Here is a 17,525-nt window from a genome sequence, read left to right on the forward strand (position 1 = left end):
AGAGTAGAAAATGCTTGCAAACCATTGATTTTACTGGGTTTGCAAAAAAAAATTCAAAAAAATTAGCACTCACCTCTTGACTGTGCTAATAATTACTGCTATATTTCTACTAGAACACGAAAACCAGGTAGTGTCTGCTGATCTGCTCTCGTTACCGGATCAGAGTTATGGATCTGAGTGATAACGGGCAGACTTCAATGAAGGAGGGAACAGCCATGAATATTAATAAATTTACACAGAATTCATTACAGGCTGTACAGAACTGCGAGAAGATCGCCGCAGATAACGGCAATCAGGAACTGGCGCAGGAGCATCTGCTCTATGCTCTGCTGACGCAGGATGACAGTCTGATTTTAAAATTGATTGAAAAAATGAGTATCCAGGGACAGCTCTTCATAAACAGTGTGGAACAGCTGATCGGTAAGCGGCCGAAAGTCCAGGGCGGTCAGGCTTACGTAGGACAGGATCTCAACAATGTCCTCATCCATGCAGAGGATGAGGCGAAACAGATGGGAGACGAGTATGTGTCTGTCGAGCATCTGTTCCTTGCCCTGTTAAAATATGCAAGTAAAGATATGAAACAGCTTTTCCGTGAGTATGGCATCAGCCGTGAGGGATTCCTGCACGCACTTTCAACCGTGCGGGGAAACCAGCGGGTGACCAGCGACAATCCGGAAGCTACCTATGATACGTTAAATAAATACGGGCAGGATCTTGTGGAGCGTGCAAGAGAGCAGAAGCTTGATCCGGTCATCGGTCGTGATGAGGAGATCCGCAATGTGATCCGCATCCTTTCCCGTAAGACAAAAAATAACCCCGTGCTTATCGGCGAGCCTGGAGTAGGCAAGACTGCAGTCGTGGAAGGTCTGGCGCAGCGTATCGTCAGCGGGGATGTTCCGGAAGGACTGAAAGAGAAGACAATCTTCTCCCTTGATATGGGCGCACTTGTTGCCGGGGCAAAATACCGGGGCGAGTTCGAGGAACGTCTGAAAGCGGTCCTTGAGGAAGTGAAGAACAGTGACGGGAAGATTATCCTATTTATTGATGAGCTGCACACAATTGTCGGTGCGGGCAAGACGGACGGCGCCATGGACGCCGGAAATATGTTGAAACCTATGCTGGCGAGAGGAGAGCTGCACTGTATCGGTGCGACGACGCTGGATGAATACCGTGAATATATTGAGAAAGACGCGGCTCTGGAACGTCGTTTCCAGCCGGTTATGGTAGATGAACCGACGGTGGAGGATGCAATCTCTATCCTGCGTGGCCTGAAAGAGCGGTACGAAGTATTCCACGGCGTAAAGATCACGGACAGCGCGCTTGTTGCGGCGGCGACACTTTCGAACCGATATATCTCTGACCGTTTTCTTCCGGATAAGGCGATCGACCTTGTAGATGAGGCGTGTGCCCTGATCAAGACAGAACTCGACTCCATGCCGACAGAACTTGACGAACTGAGACGTAAGGTTATGCAGCTTGAGATCGAGGAGTCAGCGCTTAAGAAAGAGGAAGACCGCCTGAGTAAGGAGCGTCTCGAACATCTGCAGGAGGAGCTGGCAGGTCTGAAAGAACAGTACGCCGGCAAGAAAGTCCAGTGGGAGAATGAGAAAACCTCTGTTGAGCGGGTGCAGAAGATTCGCGAGGAGATTGAGCAGGTCAACAAGGATATCCAGAAAGCCCAGAGAGAATATGACCTGAACAGGGCAGCTGAATTGCAGTACGGCAGACTGCCGCAGCTGCAGAAACAGCTTGAGGAAGAAGAGGAAAAGGTAAAAGAAAAAGACCTTTCCCTTGTTCATGAGGCTGTCACAGATGATGAGATCGCGCGTATCGTATCCAGGTGGACAGGGATTCCGGTGGCGAAGCTGAACGAGAGCGAGAGAAATAAGACTCTTCATCTTGCAGAGGAACTCCATAAGCGTGTAGTAGGACAGGACGAAGGTGTGGAACTTGTTACGGAAGCGATCATCCGTTCCAAAGCCGGGATCAAAGATCCAAGCAAGCCGATCGGTTCGTTCTTGTTCTTAGGACCTACCGGAGTCGGTAAGACGGAGCTTGCAAAAGCATTGGCACAGAGTTTGTTCGATGATGAGAACAATATGGTGCGCATCGATATGAGCGAGTATATGGAGAAATATTCCGTCTCCCGTCTGATTGGAGCTCCTCCGGGATATGTAGGATATGATGAGGGCGGACAGCTCACGGAGGCAGTCCGCAGGAAGCCTTATTCAGTTGTATTATTCGACGAAGTTGAGAAAGCGCATCCTGATGTATTTAACGTACTGCTCCAGGTACTCGACGACGGGCGTATTACAGACTCTCAGGGAAGAACGGTAGACTTTAAGAATACGATCCTGATCATGACCTCGAACATCGGGGCAAGCTATCTGCTGGAAGGCATCCATGATGACGGCTCTATAGACGAACAGAGTCAGGAGATGGTCATGAACGACCTGAAAGCCCACTTCAGACCGGAATTCCTGAACCGTCTGGATGAAATAATTATGTTCAAGCCATTGACGAAACAGAATATCCGTGCCATTATTGACTTACTGATAGCAGATGTCAACAAACGGCTGGCGGAGAAAGAGCTGACGATCGAACTGACAGATGCAGCAAAAGACTTCGTAGTAGAAGGCGGCTACGACCCGATGTACGGAGCAAGACCGCTGAAAAGATATCTGCAGAAGAATGTTGAGACGCTGGCGGCAAGACTGATCCTTGCCGGAAATGTTGGCAGGGAAGATACAATCCTGATCGATGCGAAAGACGGAAAACTGACAGCAGAAGTGAAAGGTCAGGTCGTTGCAACGGAGACCGTTTCCTGATGCCGAAGCCGGCGTGAAAGGACGATATTCGGATGGCACCTATCATCTTTCATATAGATGTAAATTCAGCATATTTAAGCTGGACTGCAGTAGAACAACTGAAAAACGGAGCCGCAGTGGATCTGCGCGAGATACCAGCGATCATCGGCGGGGACCAGAAATCCCGTCATGGCGTGGTGCTCGCCAAATCCCCTGCGGCGAAGCGATATGGCATCCGCACGGGGGAACCTGTTGCGAATGCCTTTCGTAAGTGCCCGAATCTTGCAATGTATCCCCCGGATCACAAAATGTACCGGGAGAAGAGCAGGAGACTGATGGAGTACCTTCGGACATTTACGAAAGAGATTGAACAGGTCAGTGTGGACGAGTGCTACATGGATTTCACAGGAATTGCAGACCGATGGAACTCTCCTGTGGATGGCGCGGTGGAGATAAAAGACGGGATAAAGGAGCGATTTGGATTCACCGTAAATATCGGAATCTCTACAAATAAACTTCTGGCGAAGATGGCGTCGGATTTTGAAAAACCGGACCGGATACATACACTTTATCCGGAGGAGATAAAGGAGAAGATGTGGCCGCTGCCTATAGGAGAACTCTATATGGCGGGGAAATCCAGCGAGGAGGTACTGAAAAAACTGGAGATCAATACCATAGGTGATCTTGCGCAGTCAGATCCGCGCCTGATTATGCTCCATCTGAAGAGCCACGGGAAGATGCTGTGGGAATTTGCCAACGGCATCGGAACTTCGGTAGTCCAGTCAGAGCCCGATGAGGCGAAAGGAATCGGAAATTCCACAACTCTCAGTGAAGACGCGGCGACAATGGAGGAAATCCGGCCGGTATTTGAGCGGCTTGCGCAGAGTGTAGGAGGACGGCTTAAGAAAGCGGGAAAGAAAGCCGGAATGGTTAGCATGGAGATTAAATATTATGATTTCCGGACGGTTTCTCATCAGATACAGATGGATAAGCCGACCAATGATCCGGAAGTGCTCAAAGAGACTGCCTGCAGTCTGTTCCTTGAAGTATGGAGCGGAGAGCCGGTGCGTCTGCTGGGAATCCGGACTTCCAAGCTTACCGATGAAGCAGCGCCTGAACAGCTCTCGATTTTTGATATTGAGATACCTAAAGAACCGGATGAGAAACACAAACGGCTGAAGAAAGCTATGGATGAACTGAATGAGAGGTTTGGAGAAGGGGCTGTCATGAAAGCAAGCCTGATGCCGAAAAAGCCGCATAACAAGTGAGGGGAACTGTTATTATGAAAGAAAAGAACTATAATCTGGAACTGGTCAGAATGATCTCGTTCATTCTGGTTATCGCGATCCATGTGAGCAATTATTTCTGCCGTGCCTACGGTAAGATCCCGCAGGGGGAATATCTCTTTTCTCTTGTGATCGACACAGTGGCAAGACTCAGCGTGCCCTGCTTTTTCATGATATCCGGAGCTCTGCTGCTGGGGAGAGACGAGCCGATTAAAAAACATATACACCGGGTCGTGCGTTTTGTCATTGCGCTGGTTGTATGGAGCGCAGTTTACTACTTCTGGAATATCTATTACATGGGATCGTCATTTGACTTAAAGGAGATACTTTATGTTCCGGCGGAGGCGCATCTGTGGTATCTGTACGCTATGATTCCCATTTACCTTGTGCTTCCGTTCTTTCAGGTGATGTGCAGAAATATGAGCCTGAAACTGGAAAAGGTGTTTCTTATTGTGACGACGGGCGCGGTACTGTTTAACTATGTTCTGTGGCTCATGGGTGGAGAGGCATATTATGACCTGCCGCTGATTGGCGACAGGATTTACGCGTGGTACGTATTTGTGGGATTTTATCTATATAAATACAGACGGCATATACGGATCAGCCAGAGAACACTGGCTGTTATCTGCGTGTTCAGCATGGCTGCAACGTTCGGAATCACATGGGGTGTTACAACGGTGACGGGCGACCATTATGAGGATGCGCTGACTTATATCAGTCCCTTTGTTGCCATTGCGGCAGTGTGCTTCTTTCTGTTTATGCTGCGGCTTGGAAACGCCCATGTCAGACCGGGGGAGCGGGCGAGAAAAGTAATCGACCTGTTCTGCGGATGTTCGTTCGGCATTTACCTGATCCATATCCTGTTCCTCGATAATTATAAGAAATACATGAAGCCGTGGGATCTGACGGCGTGGATCGCGGTGCCGGGACTTATCGTAGTGATCGCACTGGCGTCATTTGCGTGCGTGTGGGTGATACGGAAGCTTCCGGGAGGACGAAAGATAACATGAGAGGAATTCGGATTTATCTGACTGAGAAAGAGTCCGCCGGGAGGTATGTATTGTTATCGCACACGTTTTCACTCGGTCGCGGCGTAGCGGTACATAAGAGCGCAGAAGATGCGCTCTAAGTGCCGACGCCGCTCCAACGGTGCGTAAAAAGATTGAGAACGGCGACTGTGGAAGGAAATTACGAAAAGTTAAAAGCAGGGAAATGGTGTTAAGTGAAAAAATGATGCTGTCTGAGCTTGCGAGTTCGTCATTTTTTCACTTGCTTTTAACCATTTTCCTGCTTTGTTACTTTGAGTTATTTCCTGTAACCGGAGCCGGGATCAACCTTTTTCTCCGCCTGCGTACACGCAAGTCAGGTCGCTGTATATTGCTGTATTTCAGATGTTTTCTGTACTATCAGCCAGTACGATAAATCCTAAGTTTAGGTACAGTGTCGGAAAGACCGGTCTGTTATGATTCTTGCCGCGATCAGTCCCAGGGGTAATGCCATGATAATCATCAATGCTGACACGAGCCATGGTGCGGAGAGGGTCAGCGACATCTCACCCATGTTATAAACAGCCCGGTACAGATACAGACCGGGAACCATGATGACGATGGACGGTACGGTTACGGATATTCTCGGGTATCCCAGTTTTTTCATCATAAGCGAGGCCAGAAGTCCTGCTGTCAGTGCTCCGATAAAAGCGGCAACTGCTGCGGGAAGCCCGGCCAGATCTACAAGCTCCAGTCTCAGCGTATTTGCAACTGCGCCGATGACGGCTGCTGAGGCTGCAATGGAAACCGGACTGTTGAACATTATAGAGAATCCAAAGACCCCGACAAAGCTTGCAATCAGCCGAAGCACGAAGAGCAGTGCCGGCGACAGCCCCAGATCCGCAAAAGCTCCCGGTGACAGGTTCAGTATCAGTGACATGACCCATGCCGTAATTGTTGAGATGACAACGATGATCACCGCATATGCAAGCCGTTCCAGACCGGAGCGCATATCCAGCTTCGCCAGGTCAATGCCGCTTGTGATGAACGGAAAGCCAGGGATAATAAACAGCATAGCGCATATATATCCGACTTCATGACCGCCTGCTACAGGAAAGGCCAGTTCAATCAGGCGCAGGGATGCAACATAGGCCAGACAGGCAAGTGCAACGGAGGATACGACACACAGATACAACGTGAAGTGTTTCCCGATTAATTTGGAGCGGAGAAAGTTTCCTGCTCCGGCGCCAATAAATGCACACAGCATTTCGATGGGACCGCCGCCCAGAAGAAAAGTAAATGCCGCACATGCAAAAGCAGCTGCAAGACCAAGTTTGACGGGAGTGTACAGTCCACGGATTTTTTCAATCTCGTCCAGCTCCTGATGAAGCTGTTCGCCCGATTTATGTGCGCCGTCTGTAGGAAATTTTTTTACGAATCGCTCCAGCCGGTCAAGTTTGGATGTGTTGACGCCGGTGTTGTTCAGACACAGAGAATTTGTAAAGGTTTTGTGTCCGTCAAAGCAGGTGTAGACAATGGTCATAAGTCCGATACTGGAGGTACACGTAACTCCGAGCTGTTCAGATATTGCATTCATGGAGCTGCGAACACGCCATGCGCCTGTCCCGCAGGACAACAGCATCAGCCCGACTCTGCCGATCAGGGCTGCCTTTACAGGAACGCTTGCCTCGGTTATGGGTTTGTCTTTCACATGTCCGGTATAGTCATGCCAGTAGATATCCATATGATTGGGAATAATATTATCTTTTACCATAAGAATTCCTTTCGATAACTGAGTATGCATTGGTTACTTATTACTACATATTCAGTATAGATAGATATGTAGAAAAGTCAAGAAAAACAAATGGTTTCGATGTTTTGAAAAAACTGTGTAAAGGATTAAAAAATAATAAAATCTCTTGACCGGGAATTCTGGTGTGGTATGGTTTTATATAGTGGGATTTTGGCGGGCAAAATCCAGAATGATAAGCAGATTAAGGAGACGATGAAAATGAGCAGAGTGATCGGAATTGATCTCGGAACTACGAACAGTTGTGTATCCGTAGTCGAAAATGATACGCCGGTAATCATACCGAGCGCAACAGGAGCCACAACGACACCGAGTATCGTTGCATTTACGAAAAACGGAGAGCGGCTGATCGGCGAGGCGGCCGCAAGACAGGCTGTGACAAACCCGGAGCGGACGATCACATCTGTAAAGAGGCATATGGGTGCTGACTGGTCGGCACGTATAGACGGAAAAGAGTATAAGCCACAGACGATCAGCGCAATGATCCTGATGCAGCTGAAAAAAGATGCGGAGAAGTTTCTCGGAGAAGAGGTGACGGAAGCCGTTATCACGGTGCCGGCATATTTTAATGATATCCAGAGGCAGGCAACAAAAGATGCAGGCAGGATCGCGGGGCTGAATGTGAAGCGTATCATCAACGAGCCGACGAGCGCCGCTCTTTCCTATGGCCTGAACCACGGCGAGCCCCAGAAGGTCATGGTTTATGATCTGGGAGGCGGTACATTCGATGTATCCATTATCGAGATCGGCGAGGGCATCATAGAGGTGCTGGCCACGTCCGGAAATAACCACCTGGGCGGCGATGATTTTGATGAGCGGCTTGTACAGGGGATCGTGCGGAAGTTCAAGGATAAGACACGTGTCGATCTGACAAAGGATTTCGCCGCTATGCAGCGGATAAGGGAAGCTGCGGAACGTGCGAAGAAAGAACTTTCTACCAGTGATACTACTCATATCATGCAGCCGTTTATCACTCAGGTCAAAGGAGAAGCGCTGCATCTGGATATGGTGATCACGCGGCAGGAATTTGAATCCATGATCAGCGATCTGATCCAGAAGACAGAGGACCCGGTGAGAAATGCATTGAATGACGCACATATCAGCCCGGCACAGCTTGGAAGAGTCCTGCTCGTAGGCGGTTCTACGAGGGTTCCGGCAGTCCAGAGGAAGGTGCGGGAGATGACAGGAAAAGAACCTTCCAGGAATATCAACCCGGACGAATGTGTGGCGAAAGGCGCGGCAATCCTTGGAAGTACACTTCAGGGCAGAGGACTTGTCGCTGCAGGGACAGGACAGGATCTGCTTCTTCTTGACGTGACGCCGCTGAGTCTTTCAATAGAGACGGTGGGCGGTGTGGCGACCCGGATCGTGCAGAGAAATACGACTCTTCCGGCAAGATATTCCCAGATATTCTCTACAGCTGCACCGTATCAGCGAAATGTGGATATCCATGTTCTTCAGGGAGAGCGCCCGATGGCAAGAGATAACAAGACCATCGGAAAATTCCGGCTGAAAGGGATCAAGCCGGCGCCGGCGGGCGTGCCGCAGATCGAGGTTACATTTGATATCGATGCAAACGGCATCCTGAAGGTATCTGCCCGGGATCTGGACACAGGAAGAGAACAGTCCATCACGATCACTGCCGACGACAGGATGTCCGATATGGAGATTCAGCAGGCAATGCAGGATGCGCAGAATTATGCGTCTCAGGATCAGCTGAGAAAGGATGCAATCGAGCTGCTCGGGGATGCGAATAAGCTTCTTATCAGGACAGAGCGCTGCGTGAAAAATGCCGGGAAACAGCTTGAGAAAGCGGTGAAAAAACAGGTAAAGGCAGACACGGCAAAACTCCAGAAACTTGTGGCAAAATGCAGACTTGACCGTGTGGATGCGAACCAGCTCTCTGAGATCAGGGCGGCAAAAGAACAGCTTGAACAAAGCGCCGGAGATATTCTGATGAGATATGACGGAGGGCAGCAGTAGAAGTGACAAAGTAATAGTTTATGCAGCAAAAGTCCGGCCCGCATCATTTGTAAAAATGTTTGACAGACAGCCGGATGCGTTATATTGTAGAATATATATTAAAAGAACGAAAGCGAGGATGCTTGACCTTAGGGAAAAGTGCCCTCGCTTTTGCTTTGCGGCAAAGGAGGTATAAGATAAGATGGGCGCATTTGACAAGATAAAGAGCGGGCTGCCGGGAATGGACGAACTTTTAAATTATATCCGGATGGGTGACAATGTAGTCTGGAGCGTAGCAGATCTGGAGGATTTTAAATTTTTTGCAATACCGTTTGCAGAGCAGGAGATCCGGGACGGGAGAAATCTGATCTATATGCGTTTTGCCGATCATGAACCACTCCTTACACCGAGACCGGGGCTTAAGATCTGTGAGTTTGATCCGGATAAAGGGTTTGAGGCGTTTACCGTAGATATCCATGACCGGATTACAGAAGAGGGGAAAGATGCATTCTATGTGTTCGACAGCCTGTCTTCTCTCCAGTCTGTATGGTACACAGATCTGATGATGGGTAACTTTTTCCGTGTGACATGCCCTTACCTGTTCCAATTGGACACGGTGGCTTATTTTCCGTTGCTGCGGGGCAGACATTCTTTTGAGGCGGTTGCGCGCATCAGGGATATCCTTCTCATGACTCCGGGAAGGGTGGGCACCTCCTCGCCGGAACTTGGAGTGCCGGTCAGCTTTGCGCAGATATCGGGATTCTGCGGGATCTGTGAGGTGTCGGATAACCGGGCGGGATATATGCCGGAACTGAGCTACGGAAGCCATATGTTCCAGGATCTGGTGGAGGCCGGAATCTTCTACTGTGCACTGTGGGGAGATGAGAGGACAGTACAGTATAATGAGGCATTCTTCGGAGATCTTGAGAATCTGTTCCCTGTGATCTGTCCGGAACGAAAGGAGCTGGCAAAAATGGTCCGGGTGAGCGATCCGGAGGATCTGTGGTATTGGAACAATGAACAGACAGGGGAGACTGTGTGCGGGATATTGCATGAGAGAATCGGATAAGTCGTCGGATAAGATGAGACGAAAAAGACTTTGGTCCGCTTTCTCACTGTTCAATCTTCTGGAAAAAGACCTGGGGCTGAAACTGTTTATCCGTACACATCGGAGGCTTGTGCTTACGGAAGCCGGAAAGTCTCTGTACAAAGATGCAAAATATATTATCCAGTACTGTAAAGAGTCCGTGGAGCGGGCGAAGAAAGCCATGGAGGAGAAGGACAATATCATCCGGATCGGGACTTCTCCCATGACTCCGGCAAATATGAAACCGGATAATTTTATCCACTAATATCCTTTGTCAACGATGCAGGCAGTGCTGTGTCTACTTAATATTATAGTATATTTTTGGCTGCCTCATCCGCTCTTCTTGAATATAATTGAAAAACTTGACAATATCGAGTATCGATATTATACTCAAAGTAGAAATATCGATACTCGATATTTGTTGTGGGAAATAGTAATGAAAGCAGGAAGGAGGGAGTTCCATGAAAAAGAATATAAAACGGGTGTTCAGAGATTTCAGTTATCTGGAGTGCAGCGCATTTGCCGATTATCTCCATGAGATGTCGCTTGAAGGATGGCACTTTACAAGCTGGAAGTTCGGGCTTATATTTGAAAAAGGAGAACCGGAGGATATCGTATATGCCGCCGAAGTATTCCCCAAAGGCCGGGAGAGTGACAGTCAGCCGGGGAAAGATGCAGAAGAGTATGCCGAATATTGCGAGGCGGCAGGATGGAGGCTCATCGACGGGCGGAGGCGGTTCTGCATTTTCAGGAGAATACAGGACGATGCTGTTCCCATCGTGACAGAAGAGGAGCGGTTTCAGAATGTGAAGAAAGCGGAGATAAGGCATCTTCTTGACCGTTCTGCCGGGTTTGCGCTTCTGGCGGGAATGGACTGGCTGCAGTTTTTTACAATCAACTTTGACAGATGGGTCTTTTCACAGATGTGGCTTCTCCTTCTTGCAGGGCTGACATTTATGTGCCTGCTTTATCTGCTGCAGCTTGGTGTACTGTTCTTCTGGAGCCGCCGGGCGAAACGGGAACTGGAAAGCAGGGGGAGTATATATTACGGGCAGAGAAAGAGAGTCCGGGCGGCCAATGAAATCTGGGCGCTGTTCATAATGGTGCTCCTTATATACTGTGCGGGAGACATCCTGAGCATATGCAGTATTATTATGCTTATCATTGCAGTCATTATCATCTTTGCCGTGCGTATCGTGATGATATATATGCGTCCGTCATGGGAGGCGCAGATTGCCGTATGGACTCTGATTCCGTACTGTTTCGTCCTGATTTTTGTGGCAGGTATAGTGTCGGATGTGATACAGATGGAAGAAGGAGATTATGACCTTTCAGATGTGCCGCTTGTTCAGTCTGATTACCGTGAGGTGGAAGGCGAGCCGGACTATCTGGATCACGGACATGAAGAAAGTGTCCTTGGAAGCATGGATTATTACATGGTGTCCTATGACCACGGGCAGACGGACAGCGAGGGGCAGTCCTTATCCGACAGTCTCACATATACAGTTTACAGAAGTAAGCATCCATGGATACTGGAGAAGTTATGGGAGGATGAATACAAGTCAGAGGAATCTGTGGACTGTAGTGCCTCATGGCAGGCGGAGCGGGCGCTTGAGACATGGGAGGGGAGCGGAAATTACCTCGTGATGTATGATGAAATGCTGCTCGTGCTGAGTTCGGATACGGAGCTGGACGATGCTCAGATACAGATCGTGATGGAAAAGCTGGGGGTAATATAATGGCAAGAGAACAGTTTCAGACATTGACAGAACCGATGTATTATATTCTCCTTGCCCTGACAGAAGAATGCTGCGGCGTCGACATTATGGAGAAAGTCCGGCAGATATCGGACGGGCGTGTAAAAGTAGGACCGGGAACACTGTACGCTATGCTGTCCAGATTTGAGGAGAACGATGTAATACGAAAGACCGCGGAAGAAGGCAGGCGGAAATCCTATATCATAACAGACACCGGAAGGCAAATGTTAAAGGACGAGTATGAACGTCTGAAGACGATGGTGAGAGACGGGGATACGGTATGGAATGCCGGCTTTTCGGATATTCATTTTTGAACAGGTGTTGTATCAATGTAGAATTTCCATTGTCATTTTGTTATGATATGAATTAGAAAAAAACGTAAAAAGCAGGAGGAAACACTATGACGATGGAAGAAAGAAAAGCCAAAGGGCTGCCGTGTGGTTTTCTCTATCCTGTTCGGAATCCTGCTGGGCATGGGAGTGATCGGATAGAAACTGTAACGATTTGGTGAAACCTGTGTAAATGCAGTAGGAAGGAGAACGTACTATGGAGATAAGGGTACTGCGATATTTTCTGACGGTAGTGAGGGAGGAGAGCATCACACGGGCGGCAGAGGTGCTCCATATTACACAGCCTACACTGAGCCGTCAGCTCTCGCAGATGGAAGATCAGATGGGAGTGAAACTGTTCGTAAGAGGAAGTCGAAAAATATCTCTTACAAATGAGGGACTTCTGCTCCGGCGCAGGGCGGAGGAGATATTGGAGCTGGTCGATAAGACAGAGCAGGAGCTCATAGCACAGGAAGAGCAGGTGGAGGGGAGTGTGTCGATCGGATGCGGAGACTTGAGGACTGTACAGAGACTTCCTGAACTGATCCGGACCTTTCATGAGAAATATCCGCTCGTTACATTTGATCTGTATACGGCAACTGCAGATCATGTGACGGAACGGATGGACCGGGGGCTGACCGATATCGGTCTGCTGCTTGAGCCTGTCGATCTGGAAAAATATGATTTCATCCGTCTGGCGGGAAAAGAAACATGTGTGGTCACCATGCATCCGGATGCACCACTTGCTGCAAAGGAATATATTACACCGGAGGATCTGGCGGGTGTCCCGCTGATTATGCCGAGAAGGGCAAGCATACAGAGCGAGATTGCAAACTGGTTTGGCGAGTATTATAACAAGCTGCATGTGCTGATGACAAGTAACCTGCCTGCCGGAAGTGCAGTTATGGCAAACCAGCAGCTTGCATATTCAATCAACACATGCGGCTCGGTGGATTTCTGGGATCAGACAAAACTGACATACCGTCCTCTAAAGCCGGAACTGTCTGCAACATGCGCGCTTGCATGGAAGAGACAGCAGCCGTTCGGCATTGCGGCAGAGAAGTTTATTGAGCATGTCTGTAAAGCGCTGCAGAAATAAGCAGAGGCCTGTATTCACTACAATAGTGGATGCAGGTCTCTTTTTGTATAAATTTCTCTGTTTCAACACATCCTAACGCTGAGATGGACGTAGTGTGTAGTATCCGTATGCCCTTACGGTATAATAAGGACAAACGGAAAAACCCAGTGTTTTCAAGGGTTTCAGCGTTTGTCGTTGCCTGTTCAATTCCTTTTCCAACCTTGATAGCCAGCGAAAAATCTGTCGAATGATGGGAGGTGTCACTTAAAAGACAAAATTGAATACTGCTGCAGCGGTGCGGTGTTTTACCGGACCGCTGCTTATCAGGGCGTTTCATCTGATCTGATGGGCGCCCTTTTTTTGCGCCCATTTTCAGAAATAGGAGGAAATTTACATGGAACTGAATGAAGAAGAAAAAAGGCAGTTGTTTCAGGTTGACGGTGACTGCCAGGCCAAAGTGTTGGATGAACTGTATATGACAGCCCGTTTTACCCGTAACCCGGAGCAGCGCGATATGGTGCGGGGACTCATGGCAAAGCTGCGGGTTCTGTCAAATGAACAGTGCATGGATTTGGTGAAGGACATCCAGAAGAACTATCATCTGCCTTACCCCCGCACTATGGGTGAGCGGATCGCGCTGGCCCGGCAGCAGTCCGGGGCTGAAAAGTTGAAAGGGCATGACATCATGGCCCTGGAGCGGTTTGACCCGGAGGTACGCCACATCTATAACAACGGCGAACTGGTCGATACCTATACCACGGATGCAGACGGCAGCTTTATGACCCGCTATTATGTATGCGGGGACGCCTGGACGATCCGTGAAATCTCCCCCAGCACCGGGTATCTGCTCAACGAGACTGTCTACGAAGTCGGCGCTTCTCCTTCCCTGTATGAGATTGAGCTGAATACAGCGGAGAGCCAGGTCACAGAAACGGTGATCTATGGGAACATCCAGCTTGTGAAGCATACCGATGAGACGGACCCGGATGTGCCGGAAGATGAAAACACCGAGGAACCCAATGAGGGTGTGGTGGAACGCCCGGAGGAAGGAGCAGTATTTGAGATTTACTTAAAAGCCGCAGGCAGCTATGACAACGCGAAGGAAAGCGAGCGCGACCTGCTCACAACGGACAGCGACGGATTTGCCGCTTCCAAACAGCTCCCTTACGGGCACTATACCGTACATCAGGTTGCCGGTGAGGACGGAAAAGGGTTTGTGCCGGACTTTACAGTCTTTATTTCTTCCAATGGGGAAACGTACAGCTATATCCTGAACAACCGCACTATTACGGCCCGGCTGAAAGTGGAAAAATGTGATGCGGAGACGGGAAATATCATTCCCATGACCGGCACCGGCTTTAAGATCAAAGACCTTTCCACCGGGGAATTTATCACCCAGGACGTTTACTACCCGAACCCGGAGACTCTTGATACCTTCTATGTTTCGGACGAGGGCTGGCTGATGCTGCCGGAACCTCTGCCTGTGGGGGATTACGAACTGCATGAGGTGGCTGCGCCTTATGGCTATGTGCTGTCCAATGAGCCGGTGCCGTTTACTATTGACGGCAGTGAGGCAACTGTAACTGTTACGCAGTACAATATGCCGCAGAAAGGCCAGCTCAGTATTACAAAGACCGGCGAGGTATTCGCTTCCGTGCAGGAAAACGATGGCCTCTATCAGCCGGTATATGAAGTCCGGGGACTTCCCGGCGCGGTCTATGATGTGATTGCTGACGAGGATATTTACACCGGAGACGGTACCCTGCGGGCAGCGAAAGACACGGTGGTGGAAACTCTGACTACCGGCGAGGATGGAACTGCCCAGAGCGGACTCTTATACCTGGGCCGCTACCGTCTGGAGGAACGCCAGGCGCCGGAAGGCATGGTGCTGGACCCCACGCCGATTTATACCGAGCTTACCTATGCCGGTCAGGATGTAGAGATCACCCAGGCGGCCATCGGGCTTTATGATGAACGCCAGAAGGTAGAGATCGACCTTCTGAAATCCCTGGAAACGGACGAAACCTTTGGCATTGGGCTTGGCGAGGAATACAAGGATATTTCCTTTGGCCTGTACGCTTCGGAGGACCTGACTGCCCTGGATGGCAGCGTGATTCCCGCGGGCGGGCTTCTGGGAGTCGTGGCGGTTGCGCCGGTGGAGGACGCGCCCGGTCAGTATTCGGCTGCCTTTGCCTCCGATCTGCCTTTTGGCAGCTTCTATGTCCAGGAACGCACCACCAATGAAGCGTTCGTGCTTTCCGATCAGCAGTACCCGGTGGACTTCGCGTATGCCGGGCAGGAAACCGCTCTGGTTACGATTGCGGTCAATGACGGCGAGGCCATTTCCAATGAAATGATCCGCGGGCGCATTGACGGTGTGAAATACGGCGAGGATCCCGAAGGCGGTGAGGACCTTACCCTGGAGGGCGCGCTGATCGGCCTGTTTGCTCCCGGCACGGAGGAATTTACCGAGGAAAATGCCCTCCTTGTGACAACTTCCGTGGAAAACGGCGCCTTCTCCTTTGAGGATGTGCCTTTCGGCCATTGGATCATCAAGGAAATTTCCAGCCCTTCGGCCCTGTACTCCATCAGCCCGGAACAGCACCATGTCTATATCGGCACCGATGGGCAGACCATTGAAATCGAGATCGACAATACCCTGATCCACGGTACGGTGCAGGTCATCAAGACCGAGGCTGTGGACGAATTGAAGTCTATCCAGGAGGACGAGGAAAACACTTCTGAAAGTGAGGCTGGCGAGACGGAAGAAAGCGCCGCTGATGATACCGGCGAGGACACTGCGGACAATCCATTCCTCCACCGGCTGCCCGGCGCTGTCTTTGAGCTTTATGAGGACACCAACGGCGATAAGGCATTTGATGAAGGCGACGCCCTGATCGGGGAGCTGACGGAAACCGGTGAAGGTTTCCATGAAATGAGCGGCCTCTTGGCAAAGGGCTATTTTGTCAAAGAGAAAACGGCCCCAGAAGGCCACAAACTGGACCCCAATACTTATTACTTTGAGATCACCACGGACGGGCAGGTTGTCGTTGTGGAAAATGGTGAGGCTGGCCGCGGCTTTGTCAATGAGGCGTACCGCGGAAACCTGAAAATCACGAAGGATTCCAGCGATGGCCGCAAGGACGGCTTTGCCTTTGAGGTGAAAAGTGAAGATGGCACCTACTGCGAGACCTTCACAAGCCCGGAGGATGGTATCATCCTGATCGAAGGGCTGCGCGTGGGCAAATACACTGTGACCGAGGTGAAAAATAAGGCCAGTGAGGACTATATCATCCCGGATGGCGCTACGGTGGAGATCAAGGCCGATGAAACCGCCGAGGTGAGCTTCTTCAATGAAAAGCCGGAGGAAGAAACCCCGGAAACGCCGGATACGCCGGATAACCCGGATAGCCCGGCAACGCCTTCCAATCCTTCCAAGCCGGTCCCGCAGACAGGCGATGATTATAACCTGTATATCTGGATCGGCGTGCTGGGTGCGGCGGTGATCGGCAGCGGTGTTGCCCTTTTTCTGTGCGCTTACAAGAAAAAGGGACAGAAGGCCAGCCCCGGACGCCGCAAAGCGGCAACCGGCGTGATTCTGATCTGCATTGCCATGGCAGTAGGCAGCGGCTTTATGCTGGCGCGGGAGATCGGCCAGTACAAGGAAAGCGCCGATACCTATGCCGGGCTTTCGGAATATGTCACCCCGGCTGAAACGGATGGGGAAAATGGGAACGCGGAGGCGCCGGAGGAAACCGGCGCTTCCTCCGTTTCCCTTCCCATGGTGGACTTTGAAAGCCTGATTGCCCAGGGACCGGATGTCAAGGCATGGCTGGAGCTTCCCGGCACGGTCATTCAGTACCCGGTAACGCAGGGCGAGGATAACAGCTACTACCTGAAACACTTGTATGACGGTACGGCAAACAAGGTAGGCTGTCTGTTCATCGACTATGAAAACGCGGAGGATTTTTCCGACAACAACACGATCATCTATGGGCATAACATGCGTGACGGTTCCATGTTCTCCACGCTGGTGGAATACAAAGCGCAGGCTTACTATGACGAACACCCGGAAATGTACCTGGTAACGCCGGAGGGCGGCTATGTGGTCGAGGTGTTTTCCGCATTTGTGGCAAGCCCGGAGGAATCCGGCAGCGAAACTTCTCCCTGGGCGCTGGAATGGAAAGACAGCGGCGCATATACGACCTGGCTTTCCGCAATGCAGGAGCGTTCCGTGATCGAAACCGGCGTTTCCGTCACTTCCAGCGACAAGGTACTGACCCTTTCCACCTGCACCAATGGCGGCGCTGACCGCTTTATCGTCATGGGCAGGCTGGTAGCTGTAACTGAATAACAATTTTTCATAAGATGGCGCGGGATGCCGGTTGCTCCCGCGCCCATCTCTATATATGGAGGATTTGCA

At 50.3% G+C, this 17,525-nt stretch carries 11 protein-coding genes; 10 read left to right on the plus strand and 1 reads right to left on the minus strand.

What is annotated here, in order from left to right; all coding sequences use genetic code 11:
* Window positions 1-215: 215 nt before the first annotated feature.
* From clpB to FNY66_RS00805, 3 genes are read left to right on the plus strand one after another with little or no spacing between them, the layout of a single operon-like run.
* Window positions 216-2,828 carry an ATP-dependent chaperone ClpB gene (gene clpB, locus FNY66_RS00795; protein ID WP_150310002.1) on the plus strand — a complete coding sequence of 871 codons (2,613 nt, stop codon included), beginning with the start codon at window positions 216-218 and terminating at the stop codon, window positions 2,826-2,828.
* A gap of 32 nt (window positions 2,829-2,860) precedes the next feature.
* On the plus strand, window positions 2,861-4,075 hold the full coding sequence (locus FNY66_RS00800) for a Y-family DNA polymerase (protein ID WP_150310003.1): 1,215 nt from the start codon (window positions 2,861-2,863) through the stop codon (window positions 4,073-4,075).
* Between the two features lie 14 nt (window positions 4,076-4,089).
* Complete coding sequence (locus FNY66_RS00805) at window positions 4,090-5,103, plus strand: acyltransferase (RefSeq protein WP_150310004.1); 1,014 nt, start codon at window positions 4,090-4,092, stop codon at window positions 5,101-5,103.
* Between the two features lie 421 nt (window positions 5,104-5,524).
* Here the strand turns inward: FNY66_RS00805 and FNY66_RS00810 are convergent, their stop codons facing one another.
* Window positions 5,525-6,853, minus strand: a complete 1,329-nt coding sequence (locus tag FNY66_RS00810) for a threonine/serine exporter family protein (RefSeq protein WP_087152617.1) — start codon at window positions 6,851-6,853, stop codon at window positions 5,525-5,527.
* A gap of 237 nt (window positions 6,854-7,090) precedes the next feature.
* On the opposite strand from FNY66_RS00810, the gene dnaK reads away from it, so the two are divergent.
* From dnaK to srtB, 7 genes are all read left to right on the plus strand, one after another.
* The gene (gene dnaK / locus FNY66_RS00815; protein WP_150310005.1) at window positions 7,091-8,872 is read left to right on the plus strand and encodes a molecular chaperone DnaK; all 1,782 of its coding nucleotides are present in this window, start codon (window positions 7,091-7,093) and stop codon (window positions 8,870-8,872) included.
* Between the two features lie 181 nt (window positions 8,873-9,053).
* Window positions 9,054-9,920: a hypothetical protein gene (locus tag FNY66_RS15385; protein ID WP_190324738.1), complete on the plus strand. Its 867-nt coding sequence runs from the start codon at window positions 9,054-9,056 to the stop codon at window positions 9,918-9,920.
* A complete protein-coding gene (locus FNY66_RS00825; RefSeq protein WP_330581243.1) occupies window positions 9,904-10,203 on the plus strand; it encodes a LysR family transcriptional regulator in 300 nt (99 codons plus the stop codon). Before FNY66_RS15385 ends, FNY66_RS00825 begins: the two co-directional genes overlap by 17 nt.
* 196 nt (window positions 10,204-10,399) lie before the next feature.
* Window positions 10,400-11,677: a DUF2812 domain-containing protein gene (locus tag FNY66_RS00830; protein ID WP_150310006.1), complete on the plus strand. Its 1,278-nt coding sequence runs from the start codon at window positions 10,400-10,402 to the stop codon at window positions 11,675-11,677.
* Window positions 11,677-12,009, plus strand: coding sequence for a PadR family transcriptional regulator (locus tag FNY66_RS00835; protein WP_150310007.1), 333 nt, complete (start codon window positions 11,677-11,679; stop codon window positions 12,007-12,009). The genes FNY66_RS00830 and FNY66_RS00835 overlap by 1 nt, the downstream gene beginning before the upstream one ends.
* 232 nt (window positions 12,010-12,241) lie before the next feature.
* Window positions 12,242-13,123, plus strand: coding sequence for a LysR family transcriptional regulator (locus tag FNY66_RS00840; protein ID WP_150310008.1), 882 nt, complete (start codon window positions 12,242-12,244; stop codon window positions 13,121-13,123).
* Window positions 13,124-13,496: 373 nt separating this feature from the next.
* The gene (srtB, locus tag FNY66_RS00845) at window positions 13,497-17,456 is read left to right on the plus strand and encodes a class B sortase (RefSeq protein ID WP_229409402.1); all 3,960 of its coding nucleotides are present in this window, start codon (window positions 13,497-13,499) and stop codon (window positions 17,454-17,456) included.
* The last annotated feature ends 69 nt before the right edge of the window (window positions 17,457-17,525 follow it).

The organism is Mediterraneibacter catenae, assembly GCF_008691045.1.
Classification (GTDB): Bacteria; Bacillota; Clostridia; order Lachnospirales; family Lachnospiraceae; genus Mediterraneibacter; species Mediterraneibacter ornithocaccae.